The sequence below is a fragment of the Dyella marensis genome, from assembly GCF_049532885.1.
Classification (GTDB): Bacteria; Pseudomonadota; Gammaproteobacteria; order Xanthomonadales; family Rhodanobacteraceae; genus Dyella_D; species Dyella_D marensis.
The window spans coordinates 1,004,465-1,030,320 of record NZ_CP064029.1 but is presented as its reverse complement, the minus strand read 5'-3'; the positions used below and the strand labels follow the sequence as shown (position 1 = coordinate 1,030,320).

Genomic DNA, 25,856 nt, shown 5'->3' with positions numbered 1-25,856 from the left:
GGACACGATGTCCCCGCCTTTTTGATCAGGGCATGGATGCCCTGTCAAAAAGCCCGGCCAGCCCTCACGGACCCTCAGCAGCGCAGCTGCTGAGGGCGCCAAGCAGGGTGCCCTTTCTTCTTGGTTACTTCTTCTTTGGGCAACCACATGAGATCCAATATAGACTTCGTAGCTTGCTCAGGGATCGATGCTTCACGTGGACACAAACATCAAGGTCTATAGCTATTTACGCTTCAGTGATGCTCGACAGTCCGCCGGCAGCAGTGCCGATCGCCAGACCGAGTATGCGGCCAACTGGGCCAAGCGCCGGCAGTTGCAGCTCGATGCTTCGCTCTCCCTCCGCGACGAAGGATTGAGCGCCTACCACCAGCGCCATGTGAAACAAGGAGCCCTGGGCACCTTCCTCAGCGCCGTGGATGAGGGCCGGATTGCCGCGGGGTCCGTGCTAGTCGTGGAAGGCCTGGATCGACTGAGCCGCGCCGAACCTCTCCTGGCCCAGACACAGCTCGCCCAGATCATCCATGCAGGCATCACCGTAGTGACGGCCAGCGATGGGCGGGAATACAACCGGGAACGACTGAAAGCCAATCCCATGGAGCTGATCCACAGCTTGCTGGTGATGATTCGGGCCTATGAGGAAAGCGACACCAAGAGCAAGCGGGTCAAGGCCGCCATTCGTCGTCAGTGCGAGCGGTGGCTGGACGGCGCTTACCGCGGTCGCATCCGCAATGGCAAGGATCCCCAATGGCTGAAATGGCAGTCGGATGGCTGGCACCTTATCCCGGAACGGGTCGACGCCGTCCGGATGGCCATCGACTTGTTCCGGGCCGGGCATGGGGCGGTGGCCATTGTGGATCGCCTCAATGCCGCGGGACTTTCAGTCTCGAACAAAGGGACTCGGGCGACGCATCTATATAAGGTGTTCCGCCTGCCCGCCCTGCGCGGTACCAAAACCCTGTCGGTCGATGGGGTCGACTACGACCTACTCGATTACTATCCGGCCATCCTGAGCCCGGCCGCGTTCGACGAGCTGCAGGGCCAGATCCGGCAGTCGGGCCGGCGCAAGGGCAAGGGTGAACTGCCGGGCATCATCACCGGCCTGCGCCTCACCCAGTGCGGGTACTGCGGGTCGGCCATGGTGGCCCAGAATCTCATGAGTCGAAAAAAGGACGATGACGGCCGGCTCCATGACACCTATCGTCGCCTGTCGTGCGGTTCCGGACAGGCCTATCGTCGTTGTTCAGTGGGTGGCAGCACGAGCATTGTCCCGATCGAGCGGGCACTGTTGGACTTCTGTTCGGACCAGATCAATCTCGATGCCCTGCTGGAACGCGGCACTGTAGATCCCCCGGCTCGCCAGAAACTCGCCGCCGCCAAAGCACGCGTTGCCGACGTGGAGATGCAGCTCAAGCGCTTGACCGACGCGCTGATGCAAGATGACGGGGCAGCGCCCGCGATCATCCTGCGCAAAGTCCGCGAACTTGAGGAAGAACTGGAGCGACTGCGGCGCGAGGTGGCCGACGCCGACGCGGAATGGGCCGCCGTGTCCCGGAAGGCGCCGACGACCGCCGAAGCTTGGCGCGAGCTGGTGCTCGGGGTGAAGAGTCAGGATTACGATGCGCGGCTGAAAGCCCGACAACTGGTGGCCGACACCTTTGCCCGCATCGTGGTGTACCGCGTGGGTGTCGAGCCTGGCGAGCCTGCTAACTCCGCACTAGACCTGGTCCTGGTGCCACATGGTGGTCACCCGCGGGCGCTACGCATTCACCGCAAGACGGGGCAATGGCTTGGCGCAGAAGAGGTGAGTACCCAACCTTTAGCCGGCTGATCCGCATATATCCCTGCGTCGCGAACTGCAGTCGACTCGAAATCAGGCGTACGTGCACTGGGTTCGAATCCCACTCTCTCCGCCAGAAATGTAAATAAGCCCATGAATTAATGGGCTTTTTTATTGCCCACTATCCACCGTCCCGACTTTCGTCCCTACTTCACAACCCGATTGTGCGCGGACGGCTAAGGATACAGATGGCCGCGACGTATGCGGTGATTTCGCAGTGCGATGACTGCGGGACAGTAGGTAGGTACTGCCCTCCCCGTGCGACACGTTCCTGCACATGCCTGCATGGGTTACGCGCAGCCTATAAAGATCGAACGCGCCCAAGCGTAGGCCATTGCCTCCACGTCAGCATCGCCAGCACGATCTTTCATGCGCTCGATACCGCCGCTATGCTTCGGGTACACCGAACCGGGATGCGGGCTCTCTATGGCGAAGCAAGGTGCATTCAAGCTCGGCGATATCGTCAAGCTCAAATCAGGCGGCCCGGACATGACGGTGAATGAGATTATTCTCAGCTATCCGGCGAAGCAGCCGACGGGTGAATACCGTTGTCAATGGTTTGCTGGGAAGAAGCTAGACACGGGAGTTTTCCCTGTTGAATCTCTCGAACCAGTTCAAGCACATAAATAATGAGCGCCACCGACGCCGCGCAGTGGATGCAGGCACAGGTCGACATTCACGGCTGCCTCTACCAAGATGATGTTGTCGATTATTTGGTTAAATCAGGTCAAGAAGACCTGTTGCATGAAAACGCAGACGGCAACCTTGTGGTGGGAACTGCACTGCTGAATGCGTTTCGCAAGCTAAACGCGGAAACCGTCGTCTGGGTCAAGCCAGATTTCTATTGGCGAACACGCGTTGCTGAGGACGAGCCAGGACGTGAGGCGCGCGGCTAAAGCAGTATTTTAGGCACTCAAGCTGCACGCAATGCAAAAGATTCAGCCGTCATAGGGGAAACGACGTGGCGCAAGCAAAAAGAAAGGGTGGGAAACCCGCCGCCAAATCTGCAAAAGTCACCAAGGTTGCGAGAAAGCAGCAATCAGCCAAGCCTGACGAGAAGCGTGTCTATTTCAGGCAAGCAGACTTTCCGCTAACGACGCTCCAGCAAGCTCAGAAAATTGCTTCGACCCTAGTGGATAATTTCGCGGGTGACTCTGCCTCGCCGCCCGACGTTGCGCTCGCACTTGGTATCAGCCCAACGAGCAGCAGTTGGCCGAACCTCACAGGCGCATCCATTGCTTATGGGTTAACAGATGGCGGAGTAAATGCGAACGTTATCAAACTTACCGCATTGGGAAAACGCCTCGTTGCCCCGGAAGAAGAAGGGCAGGATGTGGCTGCCCGCCGCGAGGCTATTTTGAAACCTCGCATTTTGAAAGAATTTTTTGAGAAATATCGCCGCGCAAAATTGCCGAATGAGACAATTGCAATCAATGTCCTGAAATCGCTCGGCATTCCAGATGATCGAGCACAAACTGCGTTCGAAATCATAAAGGCAAACGGAAGCTATGCTGGCATCATTCGTGAAACTCCTACCGGCCCGTTCATAAACCTTGATTCTCCCGGCGTTCCTTCGCCAGCGACCACTCAAGATATAGACGGCCGCCAGCAAGATCATGCAGCGGACGTGGTGACGACTGATACAGGGGTAGAAGTTGGTCATCATTCGCCAGTAACACCTGCGACCAAGGCGAACGTTCAGCCTGACGCCAAGGCGAATCGCGTATTCATCACTCATGGGAAGCAGCGCGCGATTGTTGGCCAAATCAAAGAGCTTCTGACGTTCGGAAACTTCGAGCCAATCGTATCGGTTGAGCGCGAAGCGACAGCTATCCCAGTACCAGAGAAAGTATTCGAAGACATGCGTTCGTGTGGAGCGGGTGTGCTTCACGTTGGAGCTGAAGGCAAGTATCTGGATAGAGATGGGAACGAGCACGTCAAGATTAATGACAACGTGCTGATCGAAATTGGCGCGGCCATGGCGCTTTACGGAAAACGCGTCATCCTGCTGGTGGAGAAAGGAGTTGTTCTTCCATCGAATCTCCAAGGTCTCTATAGGTGCGAGTTCGAGGGCGATAAGCTCGACTACGACTCGACCATGAAGCTTCTTAAAACCTTCAGTCAGTTTCGCTAGTGGTGACAGTGGGGCGGCGCATGCCGCCCTTCATATTTCACTTCCACCGCGTAGCCGCCTCGATGCGCAGCGGATGCCGCACTGGCTCGATCATGATGATGTGGCCTGCCAGGTTGGCTAACCTGGGCTCACTAAAGGGCCGGAATAGACCGCTCCGACTTACCACGCTAATCTGATGTCCTTCATGGCAGCGGCCAATTGCCTCAAGCGCTATGCCTTCTCAGATCGGCTCAGTTCGATACCATAAATCTCCCCTTCAGGCGGCGCAGGCTCTGAGGGAGTCCTTCGCTTGGGGCCAGTTCATTCGCTACATCGAGCTTGGTGACGATGGCTTTGCATCGAGGCAAGTTGACGAGTACGCGAACGGTTATCTCACACGGTATGACCGCAAGCACTGGGACGATCAGTTTGGCACGCTGGCCGATTTCCGGTTCGGTGAGACTTGGCGCAAACATTGGGGCGAGCCAGTCGTCATTAGCCAAAACATGTTTCAGAAGCTATGGACGCGGGCGGCTATCTCTCCGCCATTTCGCCTTAGAGCAGCCTCTCCCAGCCAGCAAGCTCCTTGGCTCATGCTGTTCGAGGCGGGGCGATGGCGAGGGCAGCCATAACTGTTCGCTCAAACAGGCCGTCCGCAGGATTGACGAGTCCTTTTCTGCAAAAGGAAGTTATGGCACGGCGTTGCGCAATGTCCGCTATGGGTCGGAAGCGGACATGCCTTCAGTGATTTTAAGCAGACAATTTATTGGATTCCTTGACGGGAAATTCAGCAGCTTGGCGGGGAAGAGACGCTACGTGGATCTGGCCGATCAATCACGATATGGGTCAAACCACTATCACTTACATCGATCAATAATGCATGAAGGGCTTTTGTTCCGGCCTGAGTCTCGATACCACCTTCAACAAATATGCGTAAAACTGGCTCGGGCACTTGCAGGGCCGCGATGGTGAGTCTGGCGCGGACTCCCTGCTCATCTTGCACGTCTCCGCAAAATCGGTAAGAGCCCTCCTTAGTGACCGTTACCACCAGACCCTGCTCAGGCCTTCCACTGACTACATGATCGGTAGCCTGAGCCACCGGCAATCCCAAAGCGAGGCTCATTGCCGCCGCCACCATCAAAGAAATATTCTGTTTCATCCCTGGCTCCAGTGAATTTCGAACAGGTTGCAATGAGCGCATCTAAGTCCGCATGGGGTTGCGACTTCAGCCAAGATGATTCAGGACTGATGGAGCGCGCTTAAAGGCCCCCTCTGGTGGCAAGCCTTTCTTCTGCCTCTTCCAAGCGATCCGATAGAGGAGGATAGGATCCCGCAACTTCAAACTCACCAGTTGCCTTGGACACAAGGTAGGGTCCATTTCCAGCGAGTGCGTGAGAAACGTTACGTGTGACCGCCCAAAGTTTTGTTTGATAATAAACAACCCACGTGCGCTCACGCTCGTCCACCCGCACCACTACAAACTCTGGCTTATCAGGCCAGTCCGGTCTTGGTAGATTGATGTTCCGATAGCAAATTTCGCTAGCCTGTTTTTCGCTTATCAAATCCATGGGCTCTCCTTAGCCGAAAAATAAGCTTTGTACAGGCCACCTATGTGCCTACTAGCGAAATGATCGCACCTATCCAGAGAAGAGCCAGCACAAATCAGCATCTACTCATCCTCCCACGGCAAACTCGCAGCCTACATGTCAGAGCGTCCGCTTCGGGTCGAAAGCAGACATGCGGAGTGTTCCAGGGCCACCCCAATCACAGCAAGTCCCTTCGTGCTGAAGGTGCACCTGTGTGTGCCTTCTCACATAGTTTGGCCGCACGTGTCTCGCGTAGTTTGGCCGCTCGAGATGTGTTTAAGGCTGCTACGCACCAGGCCTCCTACACGCATAACGAAGGATGGCTAATTGGTGTCAGAAAAGAGTGACCGCTGAAAGCCCAGGGTTCGCTGGGGCGCGGCCGAGCCTCTTAGCTCAATCATCCCGGTCATCCAGTCTTCTCTCGTCTGCGCCGCACACACATCGCGATACTTCGATAGAGAGCTACCAGTGAGAAGAACTGGCAAGGCAAGGCGAACAAAAGCTTGCCCAACTAACTGAGCACGGAACAAGACCGGATAGCTTGCCTCAATGGATTCCGAATAGCTGTAACGAACGACCGAAGTAACTTGAGATGCGCCAACCGGATTGCTGCTGACCAAGTTGCGCGCTGCGCGATGATCAATCGCCTCATTGTGCCGCTGCGACATCAGTGAATGCGACGACTTGCAGATTAAAGCGTAGTGTGAGCGCTTCTGTAGCCCAAGTTCGGATTGCCCTCTACTGGTCACTAGCATGTGAGGAGGCAGCAGCTCTGTCTCTCCTTGTTCGGACACAAATCCCAGCCACATAACGATGGATGTCGGGGCCACATCTATGGACTTTGGTGCGGCCTTCATCGGCGTGAATAGCGTCTCGAGGTCCGGGACGCTCTTAGTGGACCGTGCATATCGAATTGCAGGCCCGACGGAATTGCCGATACCCCAGGCAAAGATGCCTTCTCCACACTCCCGCTCGAGTTCCTTCCGTCGGATGATGTCGGTTAGCTGCTGACCAGCCTCGGCGCCCATTTTCGTCCAGCAAAACACCGAAGGAACCCGGGCCTGGCGGGCTTTGGACGCTGGTGATTGAACCAGGGATCTAGTCGGCGAAGACATGGTTGGCTAAGGGATTGAACGTTGTTTAGTATAGTGAAAAGATAGCGGCAAAATTCGCGCGGGGTCACCCCTCGAGCGTCGAAGGACTTCTTGGGGCCTGTTTTTTTGGCCCCTCCACGGCAGCTTTTCCGCATGCCCGGTCGTTTTGTTGAGATCGTTAGATTTTGTACTCCGCAGCAGAATTGAAGACTACGGGTACTCGCTCCGAGTTCGCCCGGTGCGAGTGCGCGGCAACGCGGAAACTGTGGGGCACGTCGTTTACGTCGCATACCACGGTAAGAATGTGTGGTAGTGCATTGGTGAAGGGGGTGCGCCGTGACGGAGAACGCCGCTGACTTCAAGGCAAGACTGATTCGCAAGGCTGGCCTCAGCGAGGCCGCCGTGAATGCTGCGTGGCCCGAGTGGTGGAGTGATGCTGCTGAAGCGTCACCATCCGCCAGCGCTGAACTTCGCTTTAGCGGACTCGCCACGGGTATGTATAGCTACTACCAATATCCCCATAACTGGCTGAGTTACATCGGCAGTGCCGCCCGCGCGTATGACAACAACGGCAACACGACCGCCAGCTCGGTGGGTGGCGAATCGTTTGGGTTCGGCTACAACGGCCGGAATCGGATGACCATTGCGCAGCGCAATGGCAGCACCGTCGGCACCTATACCTATAACGCCCTTGGCGAGCGCGTCGCAAAGGTGGCCACACTGCCGGCGTCGCTGAGCCAGCGCTTTGCTTATGACGAGAGCAGTCAGCTCATCGGCGAGTACGGTGGGACCACCCGCGATTACATATGGCTAGAAGATCTCCCGCTGGCCGTCATCGATACGCAAGGCACGGTGAGCACCACCAACTACGTGCATGCCGATGGCCTCAACACGCCGCGAGCGATCACTGACAGCACTGGCGCAACGATATGGCAATGGGCGTACCAGTCCAATCCGTTCGGTGAGAACCAGCCTACCTCGACCAGCGGATACACCTTCAATCTGCGCTTTGCAGGGCAGTATTACGACTCCGAGTCGCGCATTGCGTACAACGTCAATCGTCACTACGAGGCCGCAACCGGTCGTTACCTTCAAAGCGACCCAAAGGGACTGGATGGCGGACCCAGCACATATGGCTATGCTTACCTAAGTCCCTTCATCTACAGCGATCAGCTTGGATTGCTTCCGAAGCCGCTTCCTCCTTCAAGACAGAAGACCGACAAGTGCAACAACGCCGAGCTTGCAGAATGCGAAGCGCGCTGCCAGGAGACCGGCATGCAAAGCTGCCGTGTGAATCAAGTATTCAGAACCACCAGGTTGACCGGTGAGCTTGAACTCAAGGAATGGGCCGATCGCCGACTGAGTTGCTCGTGCAACGACCCAGATGGGCATAATCCGTTTGTCGTCCCCGAGACCGAAACATCAAGCAAGCGATCAGTATCCCCTGGATGCAATTGCACCGACCCTATTGAATGCACGACCCACTAGGAAGTTCGCAGATGCTTACCTTTGAGAAACGCGAGTTACAGCAAAATGCCCAACATGTTGATAGCGATCAGTTAATCGCTGGCACCGACTACTACATGGTCAGCTACGCGGCTGATGACTTTAGTATTCCAGTCATGGAGTCGCTAATCTTTCTCGGCGTTAATATTGTTGGCGAAGAAGAAAAGGACATGTCGTATCTTTACTTTCAGGATGCAGAATCCTACCGGGATGGGGTCCGCATGAACGAGAAGCCCGAATCCGGCACCTACAATCTGTATCGCTTCACACCAGATCAGCTTGACATGATCTACGAGTTTGAGAGAGCACTAGATGAACTCCTGAAGTGCTCTATTCAGAGAAATAAAAATAAGCGATAGAAACATCTCGCGCCGATAAAGATTATATCGGCGCGAGCTATCGCGATTGCTTCAAGTGAAAGGCGGCCAAATGGCCGCCTTCTTTGCTAATGCCATTAACATCAATGGCACAACAAGGAAACCCATGCCATGCTCAAGTTCGATCAACGAGAAATCCCACCCTACGCACGACCGATTCCGAGTGACAAGCTCATAGAAGGCGAAACCTATTTTCATGTCCTATACGCTGATAAGGGCATGAAAATTCCAACGATCAGCTCACTTGTCTACGTCGGAAAGAACTTCGGTGACGACGAAGTAAGCACCCTATATTTTCAGGATGTTCGTTCCTATCTAGCCGGCGTGCGCATCACAGATGAGAACCCCGACCCAGATAGTGCCAGGTTTGAAAGCGGGTCTGTCCTAGATTTTGTGTAAACGGGCCTTTGGCAGGAAACTGCCATCTGACCCGGAGACACCATGAGTCCACGCAAACACGAAGTGCCCGACGAGCTTCTTAGCAGCCTGTTGGCCAACTATCAGAAGCCCGAAGATCTCGTCGGCGAGAACGGCCTGCTTAAGCAGCTGACCAAGATGCTGGTCGAGAAAGCGCTAAATGCCGAGATGACCGAGCATCTGGGGCATCAAAAGCACGAGCCGGTGGCAAACGCCTCGGGCAATACGCGCAACGGCCACAGCCGGAAAGTTCTGAAGGGAGATTTCGGTGAGTTGCCTATCGAGATCCCGCGCGACCGTGATGGCACGTTCGAACCTCGGCTCGTCGCCAAGCACCAGACACGCTGGAGTGGCTTCGACGATAAAATCATCTCTTTGTATGCCCGAGGCATGACCGTTCGCGAGATCCAGGCCCATCTAGAAGAGATGTACGGTGCCGAGGTGTCCCCAAGCCTGATCTCCTCGATCACCGACACCGTGATTGATGAGGTCAAGACCTGGCAGAGCCGTCCACTGGATGCGGTTTATCCGATCGTCTATATGGATTGCCTGCATGTCAAAGTCCGAGAAGGCAGCGTGCGAGTAAAAGCGGTTTATCTCGCCATCGGCATCACGATGAACGGCGACAAGGAGGTCCTCGGCCTATGGCTTGCGCAGACCGAAGGCGCCAAATTCTGGCTGAGCGTTGTCACGGAACTTCGTAATCGTGGCGTGCAAGACATTTTCATTGCGTGCGTCGACGGCTTGAAAGGCTTTCCCGACGCGATCGAAACGGTCTTTCCTCAGGCAACGGTGCAGCTATGCATCGTGCACATGGTGCGACACAGTCTGAACTATGTTTCCTGGAAGCGGCGCCCCGAAGTGGCTGCGGATTTGAAGCGTATCTACACCAGCGCAACCGTCGACGAAGCCGAGCTTCAACTCACGGAGTTCGAGGACCGGTGGGGCAAGGAGTATCCGCCCATTGGTCAATCGTGGCGCCGAAACTGGACGCACCTGGTGCCATTTTTTGATTACCCGCCCGAGATTCGCAAAGTGATCTACACGACCAATGCCATCGAATCGGTGAATATGAGCTTGCGGAAGTTGACCAAGTATCGAGGCGCCTTTCCAACGGACGAGTCGCTCATCAAGCTCCTCTACTTAGGGCTGCGCAACATCAGCAAAAAATGGACGCTTCCCATCCACGATTGGAAGGCAGCGCTCAACCGCTTTACCATCCAGTTCGAAGGCCGCTTCCCTCAGCTTTAAAACGATCCCGTTTACACAAAAGTCTGTACAAGCCCTCCATGGGTGCGCCCCTTCGCATCCACGGCGCTCATCATCAACGGGCCCTCGCATTACCTACCGTTGGAAAGCCGAGCCTATCGTGGGTTGGCAAATACGGGACAGAGATGGGACCATCGGCGATCATCACGAAGGGATGCTCCCATTGCTTCAGTCCCTCATCTGGCGCCCGATCCAGCGGATCTTGGACTTCGTCTCAGGCTCGGCTTCTGGAGGATTTGCCCTTATGGGGGCAGCGGCCTGTGCCCTCGCCATCGCCAACTCTCCTTGGCGAACCGAGTATGAAATCCTCCTCGCCAAGGAGCTTGGCCCCCTCAGTATCCTGCAATGGATCAACGACGGTCTTATGGCCGTCTTCTTCCTGCTTGTCGGCCTCGAAATTAAGCGCGAAGTGATCGATGGAGAGCTCGCGGACAACCGTCGTCGAATCCTACCTGGGCTCGCTGCCGTTGGCGGGATGGTCGTGCCGGCGCTGATCTACGTATTGTTCAATGGCATCACCAGTGAGGCGTTCAATGGCTGGGCTATTCCCTCGGCCACCGACATCGCGTTCGCCCTAAGTGTCGCCACTCTTCTGGGCGAGGGTGTCCCCGCATCCCTCAAGGCGTTCCTCGCCGCCCTTGCCATCATCGATGATCTTGGCGCCGTCGTCATCATCGCCACGTTCTACACACCTCACCTCGACATCACCTACCTTGGAGGCGCGCTCATCGTTGTTGGCGCGATGGTCATACTCAACCTGAGTGGGGTACGTAAGCTCTGGCCGTACCTGGCGCTGAGCGTTGCTCTCTGGCTATTGACTCACGCCTCCGGGGTTCACGCCACGCTAGCTGGCGTCGCCACGGCGTTCTGCATCCCACTGCGCGATGAGCAGGGCCGCCCGCCGTCAAATGGTGATTGCACGCATTCCCCCCTTTTGCGATTAGAGCATGCTCTCCACCGCTTTGTGCCACTCACCGTGATGCCACTCTTCGGCTTCGCCAATGCGGGGATTGGCCTTACCAATATCGGCCTCTCACATTGGATTGCCCCGGTAACCTTGGGCGTGGGCCTTGGCCTCGCTCTCGGTAAAGTTATCGGGGTATTCTCTGCGACAATGATCACCATTCACCTCGGCTGGGCACCCATGCCGCGCGATGCCGGGCGACGTGAACTGCTCGGCACAGCAATGCTATGCGGGATCGGCTTTACCATGTCGTTGTTCATAAGCATGCTGGCCTTTCCTGGCCACGTGACGCTGCAGAACGAAGCTAAACTTGGCATTCTCGCCGGCTCGATCACTTCGGGTATCGCCGGCTGGCTTTGCCTGCGACGTAACAATCGAATCGCGTCTTCGGCCCACTAGACGACATCACGTCACAGCCAGCCTATGGCCTCCAATCGCGAAGCAATAGGCCGATGATCAGATCAAGCCCTAAGACCAGTATTCGCTAAAGTTACATCGCCCATCGACCAAGGTCATCGCTCAACCGCTGCTCAAAAGGTATCTTTCCGCGCTGTTTATCGCACGGGTGACTTCACGACAGTTACGCATGACTCATGCAGGTCGGAACGTGATCGCACTTGCCAAGACGTTGGGCGCGGAGCGTTCAATCAATCGTCGCCAATCGCCCGGCGCCATGATTGAGTTCGCAGAAAACCCTCTACCGAGGGTCGATCGCCGCGCATCTTCCACGTAGATAGGTGAGGCCCCCTCTGAACGCGGAGCAAAGCGGCCCGTAATCGGTTCAGCACATTTGCATCCAGAAGCCCCCTTTGGCACTCTCCGCATGCTCGTTGGCCAAAACGAGAGACTTGACATGCCAACGCAGATTTGGCGCATTGCGTGGCCTGCAACTGCCACGCTCGCCCCGTAATCAGCGGCACGCCGAGCTAGGGGGAGTTTTGAAACAGTGGTATTTCCTGGCATTGCTAACAGCCCTGCTGATCGTTGCGTGCTCCGACCGAACGGCCGAGCGTCAAAGACTAGAGCAGGCGCATCGTGTGCGAAGAGCTGGTTACGTCATCGCCGAAGCAAAAATTCTGTGCAACGTGCCAGAAAAGCGATTGAGTGCGTTCAAGGCCTCGGCAGCAGAGGGCGCTAGTGGCGACCTCATGCTAGAGGCACAGTTTATGGCGGGATGGACGAAGGCCGAGGATGACTACAACATCCTCCTACGCAAAGGGGACATTCCTAGCGTGAGAGAAAGGGCTTGCCCGAGACTGCTCCGAGCCATTGATGGCTATGGATCCTCCAATACCCTTGACCTTCTCGATTGTGGCAATCGTTGCGCGGAGCTATCGTCAGCTAGATAGTTGGCCTACAGGTGAGGTGCGCGTTGACCATGCGCTTCCGATGCTCTCTAGTTTTCGGCGGCGCAGCTGCACACCGAGTCGCGCAAGGTTGACAGGTAGGCAAACATTTCCCTTCGAATAGCAGACTGATCAGCAAATATTTTATCGTAGCGCCCGATCGATCGAGCCTGCATCGCATATCTCAACGCCTCATTAAGTGCGTTAACGCCAAATTCGCAGTCTCCATGCTCGTCAGACGTCCTTACCAGGATCGGGCCGCAGCGAGAACAAATGCGGACGACGCCAGCCTCGACCGCCAATGTTCTCACCGCCGTAGTCCTTGCATAGAACATCACTACCTCAGCTTCTCATTGCGAAAACTTCAGTAACTAGAGTCATCCTTGACCAATCAAGTACAAGTCATGGAAGAGGCTGGTATCCCGCTATCGGTCGCTTGGTGACGGATACTTCCCCTCCTTCAAGCCCGCTTAAGCGGGTCGATTCGAGACGGCGTCGACCATATCATCAACGGGGCGTCAGACCAGGACAGCAAGACCTCTCCATCCTTTAATTGGCCGATGATTCAGTGCCGGAAGCTATTATGCAGGACTGTGCGGCGGCCATTACGGAAGCCAGTGTTGTCAGACGATAGGGCTTTTGCAGAAAAAGGTTATAACTTGCTCGATGCACCGGAAGTTCCAATTCGGGCATAGCGCTGCAAAGGATGATGCCCCCTGCATACTGAGCATCGCGCGCCCGCCCAATCATTTCTAATCCGGACATCACCGGCATCATGAAGTCGGTGATCACCAATGCTGGGCGCTGATGCAAGATGCACTGGAGACCGATGTCGCCACGATGGGCCAGGCTCACCTCGAATCCAAGATACTCGAGCATGGCCTTAGATACCTCCGCGACTTCAAGACTGTCCTCCACCAAAAGGACGTGCATGAGCCTGCCCTCACCTCACCATATGGAATGAGGATAGCACTCTCAAAACGAAGCCTTGATTGTCGAATAGACGTCGTGACAATCAGCGCCAGGGATATCCAGTCCCGCCGAACTGGGCTTGTACAGACTTTTGTGTAAACGGGATCGTTTTAAAGCTGAGGGAAGCGGCCTTCGAACTGGATGGTAAAGCGGTTGAGCGCTGCCTTCCAATCGTGGATGGGAAGCGTCCATTTTTTGCTGATGTTGCGCAGCCCTAAGTAGAGGAGCTTGATGAGCGACTCGTCCGTTGGAAAGGCGCCTCGATACTTGGTCAACTTCCGCAAGCTCATATTCACCGATTCGATGGCATTGGTCGTGTAGATCACTTTGCGAATCTCGGGCGGGTAATCAAAAAATGGCACCAGGTGCGTCCAGTTTCGGCGCCACGATTGACCAATGGGCGGATACTCCTTGCCCCACCGGTCCTCGAACTCCGTGAGTTGAAGCTCGGCTTCGTCGACGGTTGCGCTGGTGTAGATACGCTTCAAATCCGCAGCCACTTCGGGGCGCCGCTTCCAGGAAACATAGTTCAGACTGTGTCGCACCATGTGCACGATGCATAGCTGCACCGTTGCCTGAGGAAAGACCGTTTCGATCGCGTCGGGAAAGCCTTTCAAGCCGTCGACGCACGCAATGAAAATGTCTTGCACGCCACGATTACGAAGTTCCGTGACAACGCTCAGCCAGAATTTGGCGCCTTCGGTCTGCGCAAGCCATAGGCCGAGGACCTCCTTGTCGCCGTTCATCGTGATGCCGATGGCGAGATAAACCGCTTTTACTCGCACGCTGCCTTCTCGGACTTTGACATGCAGGCAATCCATATAGACGATCGGATAAACCGCATCCAGTGGACGGCTCTGCCAGGTCTTGACCTCATCAATCACGGTGTCGGTGATCGAGGAGATCAGGCTTGGGGACACCTCGGCACCGTACATCTCTTCTAGATGGGCCTGGATCTCGCGAACGGTCATGCCTCGGGCATACAAAGAGATGATTTTATCGTCGAAGCCACTCCAGCGTGTCTGGTGCTTGGCGACGAGCCGAGGTTCGAACGTGCCATCACGGTCGCGCGGGATCTCGATAGGCAACTCACCGAAATCTCCCTTCAGAACTTTCCGGCTGTGGCCGTTGCGCGTATTGCCCGAGGCGTTTGCCACCGGCTCGTGCTTTTGATGCCCCAGATGCTCGGTCATCTCGGCATTTAGCGCTTTCTCGACCAGCATCTTGGTCAGCTGCTTAAGCAGGCCGTTCTCGCCGACGAGATCTTCGGGCTTCTGATAGTTGGCCAACAGGCTGCTAAGAAGCTCGTCGGGCACTTCGTGTTTGCGTGGACTCATGGTGTCTCCGGGTCAGATGGCAGTTTCCTGCCAAAGGCCCGTTTACACAAAATCTAGGACAGACCCGCCGAACTTCGAATAGCAAGCGTACCGTACAGTGGCGACGCAGAGGGACGCACCTGATCGCACACTTACGTTTCCGCGAACGCTTCCCAAGCTCCCAGTCGCGACGAACTAGCAGCGCAACAACACGTCATTTTTTCGCACAGTCTAGGGGCCTAAGCGAAGCGCATTAAGCGATATCATATCCCGGCATACCATTCATAACCCTGATCTTCCCAGTATCCACCCTTACCGTCCCCAATATCCTCGAATGAACTGACCACTTCGATGCGGGCGAGGTATTTCGCTTGCTTGTAGCCGAGCTGGCGCCCGATCCGTAGGCGCAGCGGGGCGCCATTCGCCACGGGCAGCGGCTTGTCGTTCAAGGCAAATGCCAGCAGAGTTTGCGGGTGCATGGCCTCCGTGAGGTCAATGCTTTCGTAGTAAGGCGTGTCCTCTTCCATGTCGTCAAAGCAGTGGAATACGACGAAGCGCGCCCGCGGGTCGACGCCGACCTGATCGAGCACCGCGGAAAGCGCTGTTCCCTGCCATTTGCCGATGGCGCTCCAGCCCTCCACGCAATCATGCCGCGTAATCTGCGTGCGTACATCGAGACGCATCAGGTCATCGATCGAGAGCATGGCCGGCTGCCGCACCAATCCGTCCACCTGCAGTTTGTAACCGCGGAAGTTATCGGCCATCAGGGCCTGATAGGCAGGTGTGGCGGGCATGGTGGTGCCATTGGGATGGAACACCGGCGATATGTCGGCTTCGGTGTATTCCTTCGCCATGCTGCTCGAAGGCGACAGCAGCGTCTGCACGCGGCGATTCAAGCCTTCTGCCTTGCCCATGACGTCAGGTCCCCACATCGTCTGGGAGATGCGATCGCAGCCGACGACGAGTACGCCCGCCGCGCCCACCATCGTCATGCGAAGGAACGATCGGCGATCAGCCATGGGGGCGATCCTCTGCTGGCGCGGGCCCACTCGGCGGCTCCGGAGGCTGCACATCGGCTGGCCGGACATGGATCACGTAATACCCGGTGATCATGCCGCGCAACTGGTTGAACACACCGGTGATCAGCACTTCGAACAGGTGAATCAACACGAAGGCCACGAAACCCCAGGCGATGATGAAGTGGATTGTCCGGGCCGACTGCCGGCCGCCGACGGCCTCGACCATGGGCGAAAGCACGGCATCCATGCGCGGCGACATGGCCAGGCCCATGAGCACGATGCCGGCGCCGAAGATGAAGACGACGACCAAGTACGCTAGCCGCTGCAGGATGTTGTAGCGCATCGCCTCTTCGCCATGGGGATGTTTGAAGCGCAGATGATCGACGATGGATCGGCCGATGCCACGCCAATCCGATCGCGTGGGCCACAAGTCGCGCTGCAGGTGTCGCGTGGCCATCGCGTAGCTGACGTAGCACAACCCATTCAGCACGAATACCCAAGCAAAGAAGAAATGCCAGCGCCGCCCCATCGCCAGCCATTGTGGGCCAGGCACGGTGAGCCATGACGGGAACCCGCGGACCTGCGGACTACCGTCTCCTCCGCTCGATACCCCAAGCACGCCGGTCGTCGTGAACGCATGCTTTCCGATACGGGTGACGCCTTGGAGTTTCCCCGCGGCGTCATGACGAGCATCCAGGGCGAAGATGGCCGTGCCCTCGTCAGATCGATTGCCCCAGTAAAGACGTGGATGCGCGTTGAATATCTGCAGCCCGCTCAGAAACATCAGCGTCAGCGCAAGAACATTGACCCAATGCATGATCCGGATTGGCAGCGGGTGCCGATAGACCACTTTGCGCGATTTGGAGCCCACCATAGGCGTCGACGAAGATGCGGGGGCATTCAGACTTTCCGTACTCATGGCCATACCCCACAAAGCGGAACGCGTGGATCGGCATATTTGTCAGTCTACTCGCCCCCCACAGCCATTGCGCTAGCTGCTAATGATTTCCAGGCAGGGCATAGGGGAGATCGATGGAGTCAGGCCGCGCAAACTCATCTAATCGGCCAGACAAGCTCCCCCGGTTTATGAGCGAACGTCTGCTTTGCTTGACGACAACCATCAAGAACGCTCATCCCTCCGGGCGCGCGTCATAACTCGATAGGTCAAACGAGGAGCGTGAGACCGGCGGGCAAGGCCGCCGGCGTAGGCTCTATGCCCAAGACAACAGCAACCCGGTTACACCAAGTTGTGTTCGGCCCGGGAGTGTGTTGAGGGCAGCCCCCCCTCGAATAGCCAAAGAGGTTGCCCTTGCACGAGAGCTGGCAAGCCCCTGAAATACGCGGTTACCCCCGCCGCACCCGCGCACCCTTTGGAGGTCGATTTCGACGAAGCTGCCCACCGAGGGCGGAAGGTCCTACGACGCCTACGATGCCCCCTTAACCTGTGCGACGCGCGACGCGATATGACGCAGCTGAGGGGACGTAGTCATCAAAAGTGAGCGTGGCGGGGCTGACCACTCGACACCACATGCTTTTGTCTCGATTTCGCACTATCTCGAACGCCAAGCAGATGCCCAGGGGATCATACAGAGCTTGCCCAGGCTTAGCTGTCGAGCACGCGAAGCTCACATGTAGGCTCGTAGTGTGAGCATCTGTGCGGCCTCAAGTGATGAGGGGGTGGACTCTTCGAGACCTCGGCCTATGTGGGCGCATGTCATGTCGGAGGCGTTCGCCGCCGGAGTAGCCCATGAACGAAATGCCCCTGCGCCACCCGGTCGGCATCCCCTGGTTCACCAGCGACGACTACGACGCATTCCGCCTGCTTGTTCCCCAGCGCAGTTGGCACGCGACGTTCGACCATTGGGAGATAGCTGCCACCAAGGTTCTAGATCAGCAGCGGCGTGCCGGTGTCATCGTATTCAAGGTGGAGGTGCAGTCCGGCGCCTTCGCCCTTTGGTGCTTGAATACTGGGCGCGAGGCCGATCGCCAGGCACTCTCAGTGTACGCTAGCGAGTTCGCGCACAGGCTGCTTGCTTCGAATGACAACGACTGAAACGTCATCTCAGCCCACCCCTTCCATGTGCAACCGCTGCTCGCCTGAGGCAGGCAGCATTTATCGCGACCATCCGCGAGGCATGTGGACCAGCTAGACAGCAATCGAGCACCTGGCCGACATGAGTCATCAATTCATGACATAGTGGAGGAGGCGCAACTGCACGCCATCAACCTCACTGGCCTCCGGAGTTACTTCATGCCTACTAGGGCCAGCTCGATCGAGATCATTGATGAGTGGGGGCTTCGGGACGTCGCTTGGTCGCTCACACTGATGATTCGCGTCGGAACCGTTGCCGATCCGGATGCCATGGAAGAAGGTCCCGTCGGATACCAGCTCTCGGACGGCACCGTGCTTAATGTCATCGACGGCGGTTTCGAGGCCCCTGATGGCAAACGCCGCTTCAAACGCGCATAGCGATCGAAGCCTCAGTTACCGCACACCTGCCTATCGGTATCGTAAAGCGGCATCCATCGATACCTACCGCGAGACCTCACCCTGTCCAATGAATGCCTTGCCAGCCGCCCACGCCTCCGCTTTGGACAGAAACCCGCGCGCGTGATCGCCGATCTCGCTGTTGAAGCGACCGCCGCCAAGGGACATACGAGCGCCAAATCGATATGTAGTAACTCTCGGGCTGGTGGAGTGCCTGATCTCAGTAAGAGATAGCTCCCAGTCTCCAATCATCTCGCGACGAATAACGCCGTTCATAGCGTCGCCCCTGTGAGCTGGACTATGACCCAAGTCACGGCCGCTGAACGAAACTGTCTATGAAAGTTGCGCCTCACACCTTCGGTGCAACTCGCTACCCCTCAATGACGACGTATGGGCAAGCATATGCCGCCATCCAAACCTAACTTCTGAGTTCAACCCGTAGCCGGAGCAAGATCGCTCGAAGCAAGGAACAGGCATGACAGCAGGCTCGGTCGGCAATGACGCCACTCATACCCCCTCAACACGAAGGGGTATTCACTGAATCACTTATGCAAGAGCCTAAGACCCTGCCGCAGGGCAGCCTCTGTACTCAAACTAACCAACTGCCTGCGCGTATATTCACCCCGGGTGTCGGCGCGATGCATCAACGCTGCAAGTTCTTGGCAAGCAAAATCCAATGCGATACGTAGTGAACTGCATTCGCTGACCAGTGCCGCGTACTCGGCGTTATCCATTAGCCTTCCAATCTCCGCTCGCACCTTATCTGGGTCGTCTCGGTTCATGGGCAGCCACCCCTGGTAGTTGATCGCCTGATGATCGTAGCACTCCACCAGGAGCATCAGCGCAACCGGTGAATCAAAGACAACTCGCGGAATCAATCTGCGACCTGCGCGTTAGGAAATCAACTTCCATTCTTCCACGCCGGTTCACGCCCCATCAGTTGAAGGACTGGTACGCCCCCGATTCCGTAGACACCTGATAGTGCTTATTGAAGATCGGAGGATCTACGGCCAGCAAAGCGCTACAAATGACGCTGATGCCGCGCCAGCCAAGCGAGGAACTGATGACCAAGACATGCATGCAGGCCTGCCAGTAGCAACTGGGCGGAGCTGGCCTTCTGGCCAGCATGCGCCGCAAGGGCATGCCCCCTGCGCAGCCCCCACCCTTGGCGATCGGCCTGTGGTCCGGGAGTGGGGGCGCCCAACCGTATCGACATCACCGTGCTAGCACCTGCGCCAAATAACGCAGGTGCTAAGCGGAGATTTCCGCTCGCCGCCCCCCCTAAACAAGATTTTCACTTTCTAAGCCGCGATCGTGGACAAGACTCCCTTGTGACAGTTTTCTAGAGCCCTGCCCGGGACCTAAAATCGCACTGCCGAACGGCAGTGGAGGAGCCTATGCCCTCAGCTAATGACCCGCGACAGAATCGGCTACTCGCCGCATTACCAGAAGCAGAATTGGCGCATTGGCTGCCGCATCTTGAGGCGGTGGAAATGCCACTCGGCAAAGTGCTCTATGAATCTGGTAGCCGATTGACTCATGTGTACTTTCCAACCACCTCGATTGTGTCGTTGCTATACGTGATGGAAGACGGAGCCTCGGCGGAGATTGCTGTCGTCGGCAACGAGGGCATTGTCGGCATTTCGCTCTTCATGGGAGGGGAGTCGACACCGAGTCGCGCCTTAGTACAAAGCGCTGGTCAGGGATATCGGCTTAAGGCTGCTCTCATGCTGCAGGAATTCAGTCGAGCCGGTGCTGTCATGCATCTCCTGCTTCGCTACACCCAGGCCCTTATAACGCAGATGGCGCAGACGGCAGTATGCAATCGCCATCACTCCCTGGATCAACAGCTGTGCCGATGGCTCCTTCTGAGTCTAGACCGACTGCACTCCAAAGAGCTGGTGATGACGCAGGAACTGATTGCCAATATGCTGGGCGTTCGTCGTGAAGGTGTCACGGAGGCCGCTGGCAACCTGCAGCAAGCTGGGCTGATCCAGTATCAGCGCGGCCATATCACGGTGCTCGATCGCGAAAAACTGGAGCGGCGAACCTGTGAATGCTATGCCGTGGTCAAGAAGGAGTACGACCGCCTTCTCCCTCCTCCGACAGCGATGTAAGTGATGCTACGGAATCAACTTCTCGTGCACAGGAAGATCGTGGCGCTACTCAATAGTGGGCGCGCAGTGATCCCGCAAACGTCATGGCGGTAGGCGGCGCGCCAGGCAGCAAAGGCCAGGGGGAGGGCATGACACCGATCATGGCCGCCTCAAACGATCGCAACCTCCAGATATCACGCCGCGCTTCGGCATGCGATGCAATTAGCGAGCCACGGCAAGGATGACAAAGAGCGCAGAACGATCCATGACAACCAAGCGTAAGCTTTGCCTCATTTGCTGAGGCCTTTCCAAGGCAGCTCACCGGCGACTGACAATCCCATGTGATTCTGTGGAATCGATTTGCCGATAAGCTCGCCCCAAAGAGCGTTCCACGGATCGAATCTGCAAGGCACCGGACGGATGCTGTAACAACTCACGCCTCAGTAGCTCGTTCTCTTGCATGATGCGCTGGTTCTGGTCAAGAAGGGTATCAAAACGCTTCTCCAGGCCAGTGAAACCAGCTTCTTTGGAGATCGTCATAGCTGTCCTCGGCGGATTCGATCGACGAACCAACTTGAGCGCCAGCACAGGCTGGCTCACCCAAGGGCCGTACTCTGCGGCGCCGCGGCGATAATGTCGGTGCGCTAGCGTACCTTGCATGTGGGAGCCAGTCTGCGATCGTGCCACTCTTAGGGATGCCGCACCGATCGCGAATGACTGAAATCCACATGGTTCTGCTAATCGCGATCTTTGCCTCTATCCTGCCTGTCGTTACGACGCCCCCTCTTATCAATGTTCGAAGCCGCACATTGCCACTCTGGTGTGCGCTGCCGCACCGATGCGAAGCTCTCGGCGCGCGTACTGTTCCCGCGTCGGGAGGAAAAGGGACTTTCCTTCCGGCCTGCGATCATTGCGATTGTCAAGGTGCCCGCCGGAGAGATGCTGTATAGCAGCGTTGCCAGTGCCATCAAAAGCCGGCTCTACGCCCGCGCTGAGACGCCTTATCTACTGCAAGAGTTGTCATCGTGCTTTACTACGCACTCATATTCTTTGCTGTTGCACTGGTATCCGGAACCCTTGGCTTCACAGGCATCGCCGGCGCCACCGCTGGCGTCGCCCAGTTCATCTTCTTCGGATCCTTGGCTTTGTGCGTCACTTTATTCATTTTCAATAGGCACGGGCATTCCGTTACGGTCAGCTGGCATGACACTGACGACAAGTCATAGCCCCCATCTACTTCTCGCGGATAGCACTTATGGGGCTGACCAGTAAGTCTCGCTCTATAAATGGCACGACGCCAGGCGATGATGTGATCGCCGAACAAAGGCGGCAATGCCATGCCCACCCCGGGAAGCCGCTTACAGCTAGCGCTTGAAAGTACGCAACTAGGCAGCTCAGGCACGCCGTGCAAGCGATGAGAAGTGCGTCGATAGCTACTGCATCAAGCCTTGCTGACCCAGGCACACTCAATGCTGTCCTTGATGACCTGCTGCAGATCAGCTATCGACAGTTCAGAGACGTCGAAGACTCTCCCATGCCGTGCCCCCCTATAGCCACCGTCAAGGCGAAACGTCGCCGCCCAGACAACGCTGTTCAAGACAGCTGCGACATACATGGCTGTGTAGTCGAAACCGTCGCTCGTCACCCCTGCAATATCAGACATGGTTGCAACCTCTCCGGGTGAGATGCTGATAGGTAGCCTTGCCGCCTTACAGGTTTGGCTCACTAACTGCGATGCTGGCTTAAGGCATCGATTCCCAAACCTCCGCGTGCGTAGCAGCCTGGGCGCCGATCCGCTTTCGTGTAATGCCCGCCCCGTGGCTCTTCATGCCGATCGACCTGGGATCATCAAGTGTGCCGAGCAGCTCAAATGGCGGCCTGACCAGGCTGCGCACATCATTCGATCTGCCCTCGCCGTGAACATGTTGGTTAGCTTGCCCTGGCTAGTATGCCGAGCTGAACTTTGTTGGCCAGCATCGTCGCGCAGCACACCCCGAAAGTAATGCTTTGGCTAGGCACGGTGTGTGGTTGCGAGATACGTTGGCCGGCGAAAGACAGAGCGTCTTCCAGTCATTGTCGCTATGGCAAGCTGGGCGCCGAAGCAGGCTGCTTGCCAGCCATACGTACCGTGCATATCAGGGCCGCTTGGAAGAAACCGCTATCCTTGTTTAGTGGGCATCTGGCTTGGCATGGACGGTGTCATTTCATCGTCAGAAGCAAGCGCATGGCCACCCTCTGACACAAGGTCATTCAGCGCATGAGCCAAGCTCCACTCCGCTGCCTTAACAGACCTACGGTTATCTTCGGCCCTGGTGTCGGTAGGGGCATGGATTAAAGTCGATTCGCCGGCGTCGCCATGGTTCTCATCCACACGCACGGTTGCGCCACGCGCGCCTAGCGCCCATGCGAGCGCTGATACCGGGTTCATGCTATCGACCATTGAACTAGGAATGAGGATGGTGGTACCGCGCTCCTTAGTCGTCTCATAGATGATATTCATAGCGCGCAACTGGAGTGCCGTCGGCTGATCGGAATAGACCTTCGCCGCGCTGACGAACTTGCTCGCAATCTCGGCCTCGGCTGACCCAAGGATAATGCGAGCCTGCTTCTCTCGTTCGGCTTGAGCCTGCCTCGACATAGCGTCTTGCAGCGCCACAGGAATAGCTACGTCGCGTATTTCCACTGAGCGCACCGTCACCCCCCATTCGGTGGTCTTGTTCCCGATTTCAGTGCATAGCGCCAGATCGGCGGATTGGCGGTCCGAAAGCAGAGATGCCAGCATCGACGAACCAATCATCTCGCGCAGTGACGTTTGAGCCACACGGGCGATGGCCTTCTGATAGTCCGTAATGGCTAACGCGGCTTTTCTGGCGTCATGCACGTGCCAGAAGATGATGGCATCCACGTTTACAGGTACCGTGTCGCGCGTGAGCGCCTGCTCAGCGTTGAAGGCCGTCGTCTGGATGCGCTCATCAATGACCGCTACCACCCGATCGATCACTGGGATGATGAGGAATAAGCCAGGCCCACGCACCCCCAGTAGTTTTCCTGCTCGCAGAACGACAAACTTCTCCCAAGTGTTGGCCATCTTTAGCGATTGCGAAACGATTGCGGCGAAGCCCAAGAAACCAATAGCCATGCCCACATTGCCGCGATACATGAACAGGCCGCCCATGGCGGTCAAGACGGCAACGATGAATAGGGTAATGGTGTTCACGACGTCACCTCGCTTGCCAGTGGCGAGTGAATGGCAGTGACTTACGTTGCCGTCGAAGTGGTCGCCTGTCGGTGCGCTGGCGCACGCACACGCTCTTCCTTACATCGATTCAAATGAATTGGGTCATGGCCTCGGGCCATCGCGCCCTCCCGGCCTTTGCGATTATCCGATGCATCGAGCCCGACGACTGCATCGACCGCCCAGGGTGAGGCATCGCTCAGACCACGTTGACAGATACGTGGTTCTTTAAGGGGCGCTGAGTGCCTCGCTATAAACCACACTCATTCAGCCAGCCCATGCAGCTGAGGACGCGAACGTCCACATTAACCGCTGAGGAGAATCAATAACGTTCGATGGGCAGGATCGTACAATCGACGCACCGCGTGGCTTTGTGCTTCGCCTAGCTGGATCGTTCCCAGACAAGCTCAATGTCGTCCATAACGGCTTCTCGAAGCTCGCTAAGCGATATCCCTAGAAGTTCATTGATGCCACCATGTCGCATGCCAAAGAAGATTCCATCACGCCGGTAGGTGGCGCTCCACCTGACACGATCCGAGTGGGTGAGCTCGTATTCGCCGTCGTACGTAAAGCCATTCGTAGTTTTGCCAGATACATTGGTCATGACGACTTCCTTCGACAGTGATCATCCCTGCACCCAGGGCCTCTCGACAGACACGGGCGCAAAGATCAACCATCGTATAGCGACGCGGGCGCCCATCGATCACGATGAGCCACGGGTTGTACTGGGTGCTCCATCGTCGTCCATGCGATCCGAATCGATACGATCTCGGGCCCTGGCCGATGCCAACTGGTCGAGCTTGGGTGCGCCGCCATCTTGTTGGCGTGGCGGCAGAGGTGTCGCCGGGGAGGGTGCCGTCCACACTGAATGGCCCGAAAATCGCTGTGTGCGGCGATCATTATTCGCAACGTCCATGATCGGCGAGAAGTGCATCTTGTGAGGGTAAAAGTAGAGCAAATTAAGTTGATTGAGGATGTACATGGAAAGGCCTCGAGTGCGGACCTGCGTCCTGCAGGGCGTGCGCATGCATCAGCCACAACTCCGATCAGGGCGGAGGAGGCTCAGAGACCTTGGAAGAAAAATCACGGGCAGTCTGAGGTGCCGGAGGCATGACAGCCTGAGCCGCGGCGCGTCTTCAACATGCGCTTTCTTTCGTTACGCCGCCGTAACGTGTCGTCAAGCCCCTTGCGCCCCCGGGCTTCGACAGGCATCCAAGGCGATCGCGTCAGATAGCACGTTTGCCTCGCCCCTCGCGTTACCCCCACCTAACAACGACAGGAGCATGCTGCGTTGGCGCCAGGTAGACAGCCTCCTCCTTGGCAGGCGCCTCAGTCACGCGGTCCTATCCCTAACGCCATCTGAGTACTTCTCCGATCCTTATCGGAGTTGCGGTTTCGGCCGCTCCAGATCCGCCACTCGGATCACCACTCAAGGCACATGTATGTCCAACCCTGACTTCAATACCGCTCAAGCCCCTGGCAAGAACATCGTCGAGACAGCTGCCGCAAATGGATCCTTCCATACGCTGGGCAAAGCTCTCGAAGCTGCGGAACTCACCCAGACCCTGAAGGAATCAGGCCCCTATACCTTTTTTGCGCCAACGGATGCGGCGTTCAAGAAGCTGCCGGAAGGCACCCTGGAGAACTGGCTAAAGCCAGAGAACAAGGCGGAGCTTATCTCCGTGCTGAAGTACCACGTGCTACCTGGAAGGGTATCGTCTACCGACGTCGAGAAACTGACCACACCGAAGATGATGCAAGGCCAGACGGCAGCGATCACGAAAGACGGCGATAAGCTCCGCATCGGTGGTGCGACCATCACTGGGCGAGACATCACCTCAAGCAACGGCATCATCCATGCCATCGATGCGGTGAACGTACCCGCCAAGAAGTAACCACCAGGAACTGGTGGTGGGGCCTGCCTCACTACCAGTTTCATCACGCACCGGCCCACTACCTGACTTCGACTGCTGTTTCGACTTGGAGAGGTTCATCCATTGAGGCGACCGCCATGACCACTCATATTTCACGCACCGCCCATCGTCCCATGTCACTGCTTGGCAAATGGGTCACACACCTGGGTGATCTGTTCGATCATCTGACCAAGACACCTCCTTTGAAACCTTTGCCGGTGATGTCTCGAAGGCAAAAGCTCGCTGCAGTGGTAGACGCCGCGAAGCGGATCAAACGAGGCAGCCATCGATGATTCTGGGCACATTTG

The 25,856-nt window shown here is 56.8% G+C and carries 24 protein-coding genes; 14 read left to right on the top strand and 10 right to left on the bottom strand.

The genetic code is table 11. The annotated features are described in order from the left end of the window. Positions 1-196: 196 nt before the first annotated feature. From ISN75_RS04460 to ISN75_RS04445, 4 genes are all read left to right on the top strand, one after another. Positions 197-1,828: a recombinase family protein gene (locus ISN75_RS04460; RefSeq protein WP_343819605.1), complete on the top strand. Its 1,632-nt coding sequence runs from the start codon at positions 197-199 to the stop codon at positions 1,826-1,828. Between the two features lie 378 nt (positions 1,829-2,206). Beyond that, a complete protein-coding gene (locus ISN75_RS04455) occupies positions 2,207-2,467 on the top strand; it encodes a YodC family protein (RefSeq protein WP_343819603.1) in 261 nt (86 codons plus the stop codon). Beyond that, the gene (locus tag ISN75_RS04450) at positions 2,467-2,733 is read left to right on the top strand and encodes a DUF6953 family protein (protein WP_343819601.1); all 267 of its coding nucleotides are present in this window, start codon (positions 2,467-2,469) and stop codon (positions 2,731-2,733) included. The genes ISN75_RS04455 and ISN75_RS04450 overlap by 1 nt, the downstream gene beginning before the upstream one ends. 65 nt (positions 2,734-2,798) lie before the next feature. Further along, positions 2,799-3,971 carry a TIR domain-containing protein gene (locus ISN75_RS04445; RefSeq protein ID WP_343819599.1) on the top strand — a complete coding sequence of 391 codons (1,173 nt, stop codon included), beginning with the start codon at positions 2,799-2,801 and terminating at the stop codon, positions 3,969-3,971. A gap of 766 nt (positions 3,972-4,737) precedes the next feature. On the opposite strand, the gene ISN75_RS04440 is transcribed toward ISN75_RS04445, so the two are convergent. The 3 genes from ISN75_RS04440 to ISN75_RS04430 form a co-directional block, all read right to left on the bottom strand. Then, complete coding sequence (locus tag ISN75_RS04440) at positions 4,738-5,109, bottom strand: hypothetical protein (RefSeq protein WP_343819598.1); 372 nt, start codon at positions 5,107-5,109, stop codon at positions 4,738-4,740. Positions 5,110-5,209: 100 nt separating this feature from the next. Beyond that, positions 5,210-5,518 carry a YrhB domain-containing protein gene (locus tag ISN75_RS04435; RefSeq protein ID WP_343819597.1) on the bottom strand — a complete coding sequence of 103 codons (309 nt, stop codon included), beginning with the start codon at positions 5,516-5,518 and terminating at the stop codon, positions 5,210-5,212. Between the two features lie 341 nt (positions 5,519-5,859). After that, positions 5,860-6,564 (bottom strand): hypothetical protein, encoded by a 705-nt coding sequence (locus ISN75_RS04430; protein WP_343819595.1) that lies wholly within the window; start codon positions 6,562-6,564, stop codon positions 5,860-5,862. Between the two features lie 402 nt (positions 6,565-6,966). On the opposite strand from ISN75_RS04430, the gene ISN75_RS04425 reads away from it, so the two are divergent. The 5 genes from ISN75_RS04425 (at position 6,967) to nhaA (ending at position 11,562) form a co-directional block, all read left to right on the top strand. Next, positions 6,967-8,118: an RHS repeat-associated core domain-containing protein gene (locus ISN75_RS04425; RefSeq protein WP_343819593.1), complete on the top strand. Its 1,152-nt coding sequence runs from the start codon at positions 6,967-6,969 to the stop codon at positions 8,116-8,118. Between the two features lie 11 nt (positions 8,119-8,129). Beyond that, entirely contained in the window at positions 8,130-8,495 is a 366-nt protein-coding gene (locus ISN75_RS04420) for a hypothetical protein (RefSeq protein ID WP_343819591.1), read from the top strand. Between the two features lie 129 nt (positions 8,496-8,624). Next, on the top strand, positions 8,625-8,912 hold the full coding sequence (locus ISN75_RS04415; RefSeq protein WP_343819589.1) for a hypothetical protein: 288 nt from the start codon (positions 8,625-8,627) through the stop codon (positions 8,910-8,912). 42 nt (positions 8,913-8,954) lie between these two features. Beyond that, a complete protein-coding gene (locus ISN75_RS04410) occupies positions 8,955-10,181 on the top strand; it encodes an IS256 family transposase (RefSeq protein WP_423385128.1) in 1,227 nt (408 codons plus the stop codon). Between the two features lie 181 nt (positions 10,182-10,362). Beyond that, complete coding sequence (nhaA, locus tag ISN75_RS04405) at positions 10,363-11,562, top strand: Na+/H+ antiporter NhaA (RefSeq protein WP_423385129.1); 1,200 nt, start codon at positions 10,363-10,365, stop codon at positions 11,560-11,562. Between the two features lie 1,496 nt (positions 11,563-13,058). Here nhaA and ISN75_RS04400 read toward each other — a convergent pair. The 4 genes from ISN75_RS04400 to ISN75_RS04385 all read right to left on the bottom strand — a co-directional run bounded on the left by ISN75_RS04400 (position 13,059) and on the right by ISN75_RS04385 (position 16,735). Then, positions 13,059-13,442 carry a response regulator gene (locus ISN75_RS04400; protein ID WP_343821943.1) on the bottom strand — a complete coding sequence of 128 codons (384 nt, stop codon included), beginning with the start codon at positions 13,440-13,442 and terminating at the stop codon, positions 13,059-13,061. 149 nt (positions 13,443-13,591) lie between these two features. Beyond that, positions 13,592-14,818: an IS256 family transposase gene (locus ISN75_RS04395; RefSeq protein WP_423385128.1), complete on the bottom strand. Its 1,227-nt coding sequence runs from the start codon at positions 14,816-14,818 to the stop codon at positions 13,592-13,594. Between the two features lie 242 nt (positions 14,819-15,060). Further along, positions 15,061-15,816, bottom strand: a complete 756-nt coding sequence (locus ISN75_RS04390) for a molybdopterin-binding protein (protein WP_343819313.1) — start codon at positions 15,814-15,816, stop codon at positions 15,061-15,063. After that, positions 15,809-16,735 (bottom strand): cytochrome b/b6 domain-containing protein, encoded by a 927-nt coding sequence (locus tag ISN75_RS04385; protein ID WP_343819314.1) that lies wholly within the window; start codon positions 16,733-16,735, stop codon positions 15,809-15,811. The genes ISN75_RS04390 and ISN75_RS04385 overlap by 8 nt, the downstream gene beginning before the upstream one ends. An 828-nt stretch (positions 16,736-17,563) precedes the next feature. Here ISN75_RS04385 and ISN75_RS04380 point away from each other — a divergent pair. The 3 genes from ISN75_RS04380 (at position 17,564) to ISN75_RS04370 (ending at position 20,421) form a co-directional block, all read left to right on the top strand. Further along, a complete protein-coding gene (locus ISN75_RS04380; RefSeq protein WP_343819315.1) occupies positions 17,564-17,869 on the top strand; it encodes a hypothetical protein in 306 nt (101 codons plus the stop codon). 198 nt (positions 17,870-18,067) lie between these two features. Further along, complete coding sequence (locus ISN75_RS04375) at positions 18,068-18,286, top strand: hypothetical protein (protein ID WP_214573043.1); 219 nt, start codon at positions 18,068-18,070, stop codon at positions 18,284-18,286. 1,415 nt (positions 18,287-19,701) lie between these two features. Next, positions 19,702-20,421, top strand: a complete 720-nt coding sequence (locus tag ISN75_RS04370) for a Crp/Fnr family transcriptional regulator (RefSeq protein ID WP_343819316.1) — start codon at positions 19,702-19,704, stop codon at positions 20,419-20,421. 297 nt (positions 20,422-20,718) lie between these two features. Here the strand turns inward: ISN75_RS04370 and ISN75_RS04365 are convergent, their stop codons facing one another. Beyond that, positions 20,719-20,940, bottom strand: coding sequence for a hypothetical protein (locus ISN75_RS04365; RefSeq protein ID WP_343819317.1), 222 nt, complete (start codon positions 20,938-20,940; stop codon positions 20,719-20,721). 485 nt (positions 20,941-21,425) lie between these two features. On the opposite strand from ISN75_RS04365, the gene ISN75_RS04360 reads away from it, so the two are divergent. Further along, positions 21,426-21,626 (top strand): DUF1328 domain-containing protein, encoded by a 201-nt coding sequence (locus ISN75_RS04360; protein WP_214573046.1) that lies wholly within the window; start codon positions 21,426-21,428, stop codon positions 21,624-21,626. 215 nt (positions 21,627-21,841) lie between these two features. Here the strand turns inward: ISN75_RS04360 and ISN75_RS04355 are convergent, their stop codons facing one another. Continuing rightward, positions 21,842-22,063: a hypothetical protein gene (locus ISN75_RS04355; protein WP_343819318.1), complete on the bottom strand. Its 222-nt coding sequence runs from the start codon at positions 22,061-22,063 to the stop codon at positions 21,842-21,844. A 495-nt stretch (positions 22,064-22,558) separates the two neighbouring features. Beyond that, positions 22,559-23,617, bottom strand: a complete 1,059-nt coding sequence (locus tag ISN75_RS04350) for a slipin family protein (protein WP_343819319.1) — start codon at positions 23,615-23,617, stop codon at positions 22,559-22,561. A 1,460-nt stretch (positions 23,618-25,077) separates the two neighbouring features. Between ISN75_RS04350 and ISN75_RS04345 the strand changes: the two genes are divergently transcribed. Beyond that, entirely contained in the window at positions 25,078-25,530 is a 453-nt protein-coding gene (locus ISN75_RS04345) for a fasciclin domain-containing protein (protein WP_214573049.1), read from the top strand. The last annotated feature ends 326 nt before the right edge of the window (positions 25,531-25,856 follow it).